Source organism: Myxococcus sp. AB025B, assembly GCF_006518215.1.
GTDB lineage: Bacteria > Myxococcota > Myxococcia > Myxococcales > Myxococcaceae > Myxococcus > Myxococcus fulvus.
Genome location: NZ_SRLW01000349.1, coordinates 1 through 9,693 on the forward strand (window position 1 = coordinate 1; position 9,693 = coordinate 9,693).

Here is a 9,693-nt window from a genome sequence, read left to right on the forward strand (position 1 = left end):
ATAAGAGACAGGCCCGGGCCCTACATCGGCCTGCTGTCCGTTCCGGAGGGCAATGCCGTAGCGAAGGCGCAGCGAGGCTCGCTCGCGCACCTCCTCCGCCCGGACGGACGGAGCAGCGACCAGCACCAACAGCAAGGGCGCCAGACGCGCCAGGATGGGGGCAAGGGGGCGTGGGGGCGTCAAAGCCCGGCGGAGTATAGAGAAACCCGCGAACACCCCCAAACCGGCACCCTCAGTCCACCTGGAAAGGCCCTGGAGGGGGTTGACCGGGGCTCGCCGGGGGTTCGAAGCGGGCGGACAAGCCCGGGACATCCTCGTTCTCACCGCCAGGAACGGATGGCTTCTTGCTGTGGTGGAGGGGCTTTGCTAAGCATCCTCACGGTCGGTAGCGCCTCGTCTAACCTCCGGGATTCACTCCAGAAACAACGGGGTGGCACCGTGAGAGGGACGAGCGAACGCTGAGGAGCGCATACGCCCATGGGCACGCAACTGGTGATGTACGAAGAGGAGTTCACCAAGATCAACGCCGTTTGCGACCGGCTCACCAAGGACGCGAACGCGAAGGTGGTCTTCCTCGTCGACAAGAACGGGCAGCTCATCTCCTCGGCTGGCCAGACGCAGAACATCGACACCACGTCCCTGGCCTCGCTGACGGCCGGCAACGTGGCTGCGATGGGCGGGCTCGCCAAGTTGATCGGTGAGAACGAGTTCCCCAACCAGTTCCACGAAGGGGCCAAGGACTCGCTCTACATGACGATTGTCGGCAGCCGGGTGGTGCTGGTCGTCATCTTCGACAACCGCACGAGCCTGGGCCTCGTCCGCCTGCGCATCAAGAAGGCCAGCGACGAGCTCACGAAGATCTTCGAGAGTCTGGTGAAGAAGACGGACAGCCCGGGTGCCGGGTCGCCGTTCGCCGAGATCTCCGACGACGATATCGACAACCTCTTCAGCGAGTAACCCGGGAAGCCATGTCCTTCATCAACTACTCATCCCGCGAAATCAACTGCAAGATTGTCTATTACGGGCCGGGTCTCTGCGGGAAGACGACCAACCTCCAGTACATCTACAACAAGACGGCGGCCGAGACGAAGGGCAAGCTCATCTCGCTCTCCACCGAGACGGACCGCACGCTCTTCTTCGACTTCCTGCCGCTGTCGCTCGGAGAGATCCGCGGCTTCAAGACGCGCTTCCACCTCTACACGGTGCCCGGTCAGGTGTTCTACGACGCCAGCCGCAAGCTCATCCTGAAGGGTGTCGACGGCGTCGTCTTCGTGGCCGACAGTCAGATCGAGCGCATGGAAGCGAACATGGAGTCGCTCGAGAACCTGCGCATCAACCTGGCCGAGCAGGGCTACGACCTGAACAAGATTCCGTACGTCATCCAGTACAACAAGCGCGACCTGCCCAACGCCGTCACCGTGGATGAGATGCAGAAGGCGCTCAACCCGCGCAACATCCCCAAGTACGAGGCGATCGCGCCGACGGGCGTGGGCGTGTTCGACACGCTCAAGGCGGTGGCGAAGCTGGTGCTCACCGAGCTGAAGAAGGGCGGCTGACGAGGAAGCGGCCGGGCAACCGGCTCCCGTACCGCGGGTGACGAGACGCCCCGCGGTCAAGGGTGTTACAACCTGCTGCCGACGGGCCGGGCCGTCCGCCTCCTGAGGTCGCACAGTGCGTGTCGCAGCCACCCTCCGACTCCTCGCGCTCGTGAGCGCCACCCTCTGTGGGTCGGCGCTCGCGCAGGAGTCGCGCTCTCCCGCCCAGCCGCCAGTCGCCGCCGCCCAGGCCCCCGCGCCCGAGGGCGACAGCACCGCGGACGAGGCCTTCAACGCGCGCGTGAAGACGCTGGAGGAGCAGGTCGTCGACCTGAAGGAGAAGATCTACCGCTCCAAGGCGCGGCTCCTGCTGCTCCAGGAGACGGTGCTCGGCGGTGACGTCACCACGGGCGCTCGGGCGCACATCGTCCACAAGAACGAGATGGGCGGCTCCTTCATCCTGGAGTCGGTGACGTACGCGCTCGACGGCGCGCCCATCTTCACGCAGCTGGACCTGCAGGGCGAGCTGGCCAAGCGCGAGCAGTTCGAGGTCTTCAACGGGCGCATCGTCCCGGGCCAGCACCAGCTCGCGGTGCGCCTGGTGTACCGGGGCAACGGCTTCGGCGTGTTCAGCTACGTGGAGGGCTACAAGTTCAAGGTGCAATCCAGCTACACCTTCAACGCGGAGCCGGGAAAGGTGTCCACGGTGCGCGTGGTGGGCTTCGAGCAGGGCGGCGTGACCACGGACCACAAGGACCGGCCCGCGGTGCGCTACGACATCGAGCTGTCGCGCGACGCGGCGCCCCGCATCGACGGCGAAGCGGGGACGACTCCCCCGGCCACCACCTCCACTGAAGCGCGGTAGGGGCCCGCCGGTGAACGTGTCGCTTCGCGCACTCGCCCTGGTGTTCGGCCTCGCGGGTGGCGCTGTCGCCCGGGCCGACGCTCCCCCTCCCCCGCCGCCCACGGCGCAGCAGCTGGAGCAGCGCCTGACGACGGTGGAGCGCCAGCTCCAGCTCGCCGAGGACAGCCTCCGTCAGGTGGAGACGAAGTACAGCCAGCAGCCGGAGCCCGACGAGGCGCAGGCGCGCGTGCGCCGCTACTCCGACGCGGAGATTCAGTACCTCCTGGGCGATTGGACGGCGGCCTCCGTCCACTTCTACGACCTGGTGAGCGACCCGGAGTTCCGCGGCCACCCCCGGTACGCGGACGCGCTCTACTTCCTGGCGGACGCGCTGTACCAGCAGAAGAACGACGTGGGCGCGCGGCTGTACCTGCGCGAGCTGCTGTCGCTGCCCACGCCCTCGCCGCGCCACCGCGACGCGCTCACGCGCTACCTGGCCATCAGCGGCCGGCTGAACCTCTACGACGACGTGGACGCCTACGTGGAGCAGGCGCGTGGGCTGTTCGGCGGACAGCTCCCCGCGGACATCCAGTACGTCTACGCGAAGCGGTTGTTCCGTCGCACGGACCTGGCGCCTTCCGAGCGCATCGCCCACGCGAGGGCCGCCTTCGCGCCCCTGGCCCAGGCCCACGGCGGGCCCTACCAGTTGCAGGCGCGCTACCACATGGCGGTGCTGTCGATGCAGGCGGGTGAGCTGCCCATCGCCATCCTCCAGTTGCAGCAGCTGCTCACGCCCGTGGAGGGCGCGGCCGAGACGACGGCGCCGAAGACGAAGAACAAGCCCCAGGTCCGCGCCACCGCGGACACGGACACGGAGCGCATCCGTGAGCTGGCGCTGATGTCGCTGGGACGCCTCTTGTACGAAGCGGGCCGCTTCGACGAGGCGCTGGACTGGTACGGCCGGGTGCCGCAGGAGAGCGAGTCCTTCCCGGAGTCGCTCTACGAAATCGCGTGGACACAGGTGCGCAAGGGCAACCACCAGGAGGCGAAGAACGCCGTCGACATCCTGCTGCTGGTGTCGCCCGAGTCCAAGCTCGCGCCCGAGGCGAAGCTGCTGCGCGGACACCTGCTCCAGAAGCTCAAGCGGTACGAGGAGGCCATCGCGTCGTACGACGAGCTCATCGGCACCTTCCGTCCGGAGCGTGACAAGGTGGACGTGCTCCTGCGCGCCAACCGCGACCCGGTGGCGTACTTCGAGCGGCTCCTGGCGCGCACCGACACCGTGCCGGACGTGCGCACGCTCCTGCCTCCGCTCACGCTGAAGTACGCGTCAACGGAGCGCGAGGTGAGCAGCGCGATGAAGACGGTGGGCGAAATCGACAGCGGGCGGAAGGGCACGCTGGAGGCGCGGGAGCTGGCCGCGCGCATCCTCACGGCCCTGGACACGCGCAAGCTGCAGACCTTCCCGGAGCTGCAGGAGGGCTTCACGCTCTCGGACTCCGTGGAGACGGCGAGCATCCAGGTCGAGGCCGCGCTGGTGGAGCTGGAGGGATTGTCCCTGGAGGCCTCGCTCACCGCCGACGAGCGCGCCCGGCTCGCGCCGCTGCGTCGTGAGCGCGAGGCGCTGGCCGTCCGCTTCGCCTCGATGCCCGCCACACAGCAGGACCTGGAGGAGCGGCTGCGTCGGATGCAGGCGCGCGTGGACGCGGTGGACCGCGAGGCCTTCCGGCTGGGCGCGGAGGTGCAGGGGCTGCACGCCATCGCCGCGGCGGTGCGCAAGTGGGTGGATGACACGCGGCTGCTCCGGCAGACGCCTCCCGAGGAGGAGCAGGAGTTCCTCGTGCAGCTCCAGGCCGAGGTCCAGACGCTCACGGACTTGCAGGGGGAGCTGGACCGCACGCGCGGGCGGCTCGCCGATGAGCGCAACGGCGCGGCGGCGGCCCTGGCCGGAGAGCAGGCCATCCGCGGCCGGTTCGCGCAGGCGCTGCGCGCGGAGCACGCGGTGCTCGAGGAGGCGGAGCGACGACAGGCTCCCTCGGGCCTCATGACTCGCGCGCATGCGGTGCGCCAGCGCGGCGAGGCCTTGCGAGGACGTGTCGCCCAGGCCCAGGGTGCGCTGCGCGGACGCGTGGAGCAGAAGGCCACGCGCATCCGGGCGAAGGTGCTGGCCGAGCAGCAGTTGCTCGAGCGCTACGAGGCCGAGGTGGCCGCGGTGGCCGGCAACGCGAAGCAGCTGGTGGGCCGCATCGCCTACGACAGCGTCCGGCGCGTGCGACGACAGTTCTACGACCTGGTGCTCAAGGCGGACGTGGGTGTGGTGGACGTGGCCTTCACCGAGAAGCAGGACAAGACGACGTCCATCCAGAAGGTCTCCGCGCAGAAGGCCGAGGCCCTGCGCGCGCTCGACGCCGACTTCCGGGACGTGCTGTCGTCGGAGGAGAGCCGGTGATGCGGCGCGTTCTCGCGGTGCTGCTCTCGCTGGCCTCGCTGCCCGCCGCCGCCCAGGCGCCGGAGGCTCCCGCCCAGGCCACGAGCCCCTCCGACACGGAGGCCCCGAGCCCTTCGGGCACGCCCTCACGCGACTACCTGAATGGGCTGGGTCGCTCGCCGGACGAGGAGCTGCTGCTCCAGGACGTCAGCCGCGCCCTGCGCACGTACGACGAGGAGTCGCGCGAGTTCAGCCGCGACGTCCAGGGGCTGATGGAGCACAAGTACGAGCAGAAGCGGGACTCGCTCGCGTCCTCGTACGAGAAGGTCATCCGCGACTTCGAGGCCCAGGAGCGCAAGGAGCGGATGGAGGCCATCGTCCGCTTCGAGGAGTTCCTGCGCCGCTACCCCAGCGAGCCGCGCTACACGCCCGACGTGATGTTCCGCCTCGCGGAGCTCTATTACGAGCGCTCGCAGGACGAGCACCAGCTGGCGATGAAGGAGTACCGCGACCGGCTGGAGATCCACGACAAGAACCCCGACGGCACGGCGTTCCCCGTGGAGCCGAAGAAGGACTACGCGGACTCCATCGCGCTGTATCGCCGGCTGTTGAAGGAGTACCCGGACTACCGCTTCAACGATGGCGCGTCCTACCTGCTGGGCTACTGCCTGGAGGAACAGGAGCAGGTGGAGGAGAGCTTCCTCGCGTATCAACAGCTCATCGCGCGCTATCCACGCAGCCGCTTCGCCACCGAGGCGTGGGTGCGCATCGGCGAGTACTGGTTCGAGAACTACAAGGACCCGCAGGCGCTGCCGCGCGCGGCCCAGGCCTTCGAGGCCGCCTCCCGCGACACGCTCCACCCGCTCTACGACAAGGCCCTCTACAAGCTGGGCTGGACGTACTACCGGATGGACCGCTTCGACGAGGGCGTGGAGGCCTTCCTCACGCTGGTGGACTTCTACCAGGCCCAGGCCGCGGCCCAGGGCAACACCGAGGTGGGCGGAGACCTGCGCGACGAGGCCCTGCAGTACGTGGCCATCTCGCTCGCGGACGAGTCGTGGGGCGGCCTGCCTCGCGCGAAGTCGCTGTTCGTCAAGCGCGCGGGGCGTCCGTATGAAGCGGACGTCTACCGTCGCCTCGGGCACGTGTACTTCGACCAGACGAACTACGCGTCCGCCATCGCGGCCTATCGCCAGGTGCTGGAGAAGGAGCCGCTGACGCCCGACGCGCCCGAGCTCCAGCAGCGCATCGTGCAGTCCTACGAGCGCGACCGGATGATGGCGGAGTCCTTCGCCGAGTCGGAGCGGCTCGCCACCCGTTATCAGCCCGGCACCGCGTGGCACGCGAAGAACATGGGCGACCCGGACGCGGTCTCCCGCGCCAACGCGCTCGTCGAGAAGAGCCTCTACACCACCGCCACCTTCCACCATCAGCAGGCGCTGGTGTTCAAGAAGGAGGGCCGCTTCGAGCAGGCCCAGGCGGGCTTCGCCACCGCGGCGCGCTCGTATGGCACGTACCTGGAGCGCTTCCCGCGCAGCAAGAGCGCGGGCGAGATGCGCTTCTATTACGCCGAGTGCCTCTACTTCTCGTTCCAGTTCGCCGAGGCCGCGAAGGCCTACGAGCGCGTGCGCGACACCGGCGAGAGCGTGAAGCACCGCGACGACGCGGCCCACAGCGCGGTGCTCGCGTGGCAGCAGTTCCTCGCCCAGGAGCAGCAGGCCGGCAAGGCGCCGAAGCTGGAGGTGCTGCGCTCCAGTGAACGTCCGGAGGGCTCGGCGGTGAAGCCCGCGCCGCTGACGCCCACCGAGGCGAAGCTGGTGGCCGCGTCGGACCGGTACGCCGCGCTGCTGCCTCGCGACGCGAAGGCGCCCGGCATCGCGTACAAGGCCGCGGAGCTGTACTACGCGCACGACGACTTCCCCGAGGCGCGCAAGCGCTTCGAGCGCATCATCCAGACGTGGCCGAAGAACGAGGTGGCCCGCTACGCCACCAACCTCACCGTCGAGTCCTTCCTCATCGACAAGGACTGGCGCAGCGTGGAGGAGGTCAGCGCCCGGCTGGCCGGCAACACGCAGGTCATCGAGCCGTCCAGCGAGCTGCATCAGCAGCTCGTGAAGTTCAAGCTCGCGGGCCGCTTCAAGCTGGCCGACCAGCTGCTGGCCGAGGGCAAGTACGAGGAGGCCGCGCGCAAGTACACGCAGCTCGTCGACGAGGCGCCCCGGCACGAGTTCGCCGACAAGGCGCTGAACAACGCGGCCGTCGCGCACGAGAACACGCGGCGGTTCGACTCGGCGCTCAAGCTCTACGAGCGCATCTACCGCGAGTACCCGTCCTCTCCGCTCGCGGACGCGGCGCTGTTCCGCGTGGCCGTCAACGCGGAGAAGTCCTACGACTTCGACAAGGCCGTCGTCAGCTACCAGAAGCTGGTGAAGGACTACCCCAAGTCGAAGGACCGCGAGGCGGCGCTCTTCAACACCGCGCGCCTGCTGGAGGGTCAGCAGCGCTACTCGGAGGCCGCGGCCACCTTCATCCGCTACGCGGAGCTGTTCCCCTCCGCCGAGGACGCGCCGAAGAACCAGTACCGCGCCGCCGTCCTGCTGGAGAAGCAGGGGGATGCTCGCGGCGAGGTGCGCGCGCTCCAGGAGTTCGTGCGCAAGTACGCGAACAAGTCCGCGCAGGTGGAGCTGGTGGTGGACGCGCACCGGCGCATGGGGGATGCGCACCAGAAGCTCGGCAACGAGAAGCAGGCGCAGAAGGACTACACCCAGGCGGCGAACGAGTTCGACCGGCGCAAGCTCAAGCCGGACACGCACCCGCTCGCGGCGAACGCGGCGGCGTATGGGCGATTCCAGTTGGCGGAGGCGCAGCTCCGCCAGTTCGACAAGCTGAAGATTGGCGGCTGGGGCAAGACGCTGGTGCGCAGCTTCGCGGTGAAGCGCGCGGGCGTGAAGACGGTGAAGGACGCGTACGCGCGTGTGTATCCGTACAAGCAGCTCGAGTGGTCGCTCGCGGCGGCCTATCGGTCCGGCTATGCGCTGGAGCGCTTCGCGAACACCATCATCGAGACGCCCGTGCCGCCGGACGTGAAGCGGCTGGGTGAAGAGGCGGTGGTGACGTACCAGGACCTGCTCGCGCAGAACACGGCGGAGCTGGAGGACGCCGCGGTGGAGAGCTACGCGGTGGCGCTGGCGGAGGCCCGGAAGAATCGCGTGTCCAACGAGTGGACCCGGCGCACGCTGGAGTCCCTCAACCGCTTCCGTCCGAAGGAGTACCCGGTGCTCAAGGAGCCCAAGCAGGCCCTCGCGTCCGAGGCCACCTATCCGGAAGGGCTCATCGGCCACGTGAGCGGCCCGCCCCGGCCCTCCTCCGAGGACGAGCGCCGCATCACCGGGGGAGCCAAGCCGTGAGCTTCATGCCACACACGCCCAGGGCCTCGACCCTCACCTCCAGAGGGTCCCAGGCAATGAGCGCCATCGCTTCCACGGTTGGAGACTTGATCCACACCGCTGACGGTGGCCAGACCTTGAGCTTCATGCCGCGCAGTCCCGCGTCCGCGTCCCGCATCACGGGAGGGGCTCAACCGTGAGCACCACGCTACGCACTCCCAGGGCCGCGGCCCTCAGCGCGCTGTTCCTCTCATCGGGGCTGTGGTTGTCCGCGTGCGCCTCCGCGCCGGAGACACGTCCCGCGCAGGACGCGTCCACGCCCGCGCCCGGGAAGGACACGGCGGCGAAGGCGCCCCCCGTCGTCGAGCCATCTCGCCGCAGCGCGGCCGAGGACTTCGACCAGGCGGTGGCCATCGCTCGGACGGGCGAGCTGACCGCGGCCGAGACGGCGCTGCGCGCCCTGGTGACGCAGGAGCCGAAGCTCGACTACGCGTGGACGAACCTGGGCATCGTCCAGGAGCGCCTGGGCAAGCACGAGGACGCGGAGCGCTCGTACCGCCAGGCCCTCACCCTCGCGCCCGAGCAACAGTCCGCGTGGGACTGCCTGACGCGCCTGTACGGCCGCACGGGCCGCTCGGCGGCGCTGGAGACGGAGCTGCGCGGCCTCCTGGAGACGAAGCAGGACGCGGTGACGCTGCGCACGGCGCTGGCCGTCACGCTGCTCCAGCAGAAGAAGCTGGAGCCCGCGGCCACCGAGGCGAAGCGCGCGCTCAAGGGCGACGAGCGACACACGCACGCCATGCAGGTCCTCGCGCAGGTCTACTACCGCGAGGGCAAGCACGAGCTGGCGCGCATGGTGCTCGAGAACGCGCGCGACATCGCCCCCGCGGACGCCGCCACGCGCAACGCGCTCGGGCTGGTGTACCTGGCGCTGAACGTCAGGCCGCAGGCGCTGGAGGAGTTCAAGGAGGCCGCGAAGCTGCGACCCGACTTCGCCGAGGCTCGCAACAACTTCGGCGCGATGCTCAACGAGGCCCAGGACTACGCCGCCGCCGTGACGGAGCTGGAGGCCGCCGTGAAGTCCGCGCCGGACTTCGCCGCCGCGCGCCTCAACCTGGGCAATGCCTACCGCGGCACCGGTGACTTCGAGCGCGCCAAGGCCGAGTACGAGCGCGTGCTCGAGCTGCGCCCGCGGCAGCCCGACCCGCTGTTCAACCTCGCCATCCTGTACCTCGACGTGGAGCCACCAGGCGGCGACCCCGTCGGGCGCTACAAGACGGCGCTCACCTACTTCGAGCGCTACGAGGCCCAGGGCGGCAAGGACGACCGCATCCCCCAGTACACCAAGGACGCACGCAAGAGCATCGAGCGTGAAGAGCGGCGCCTCGAGCGCGAGCGCAAGGACCAGCTCCGCAAGGCCGCGGAGGCGGAGAAGGCCCAGAAGGAGGCCGCGAAGCAGGCCCCCGACGCCACCGTGACGGCCCCGGCCTCGCCCCCTCC

6 protein-coding genes are annotated in these 9,693 nt (G+C 69.2%); all 6 read left to right on the forward strand.

Annotated features, from left to right (window positions below; translation table 11 throughout):
• Positions 1-477: 477 nt before the first annotated feature.
• Entirely contained in the window at positions 478-957 is a 480-nt protein-coding gene (gene mglB / locus FL311_RS37050; RefSeq protein ID WP_002637270.1) for a gliding-motility regulator GTPase-activating protein MglB, read from the forward strand.
• A gap of 11 nt (positions 958-968) precedes the next feature.
• Entirely contained in the window at positions 969-1,556 is a 588-nt protein-coding gene (mglA, locus tag FL311_RS37055) for a gliding-motility regulator Ras-like GTPase MglA (protein WP_046712132.1), read from the forward strand.
• Between the two features lie 115 nt (positions 1,557-1,671).
• Complete coding sequence (locus tag FL311_RS37060; RefSeq protein WP_141332402.1) at positions 1,672-2,400, forward strand: dihydrolipoamide acetyltransferase; 729 nt, start codon at positions 1,672-1,674, stop codon at positions 2,398-2,400.
• 16 nt (positions 2,401-2,416) lie between these two features.
• Complete coding sequence (locus FL311_RS37065) at positions 2,417-4,828, forward strand: tetratricopeptide repeat protein (RefSeq protein WP_228557331.1); 2,412 nt, start codon at positions 2,417-2,419, stop codon at positions 4,826-4,828.
• A complete protein-coding gene (locus tag FL311_RS37070; RefSeq protein WP_194869520.1) occupies positions 4,828-8,214 on the forward strand; it encodes a tetratricopeptide repeat protein in 3,387 nt (1,128 codons plus the stop codon). Before FL311_RS37065 ends, FL311_RS37070 begins: the two co-directional genes overlap by 1 nt.
• 175 nt (positions 8,215-8,389) lie before the next feature.
• Positions 8,390-9,693: tetratricopeptide repeat protein (locus FL311_RS37075; RefSeq protein WP_141332405.1), on the forward strand; the 1,304-nt coding region annotated here is incomplete at its 3' end.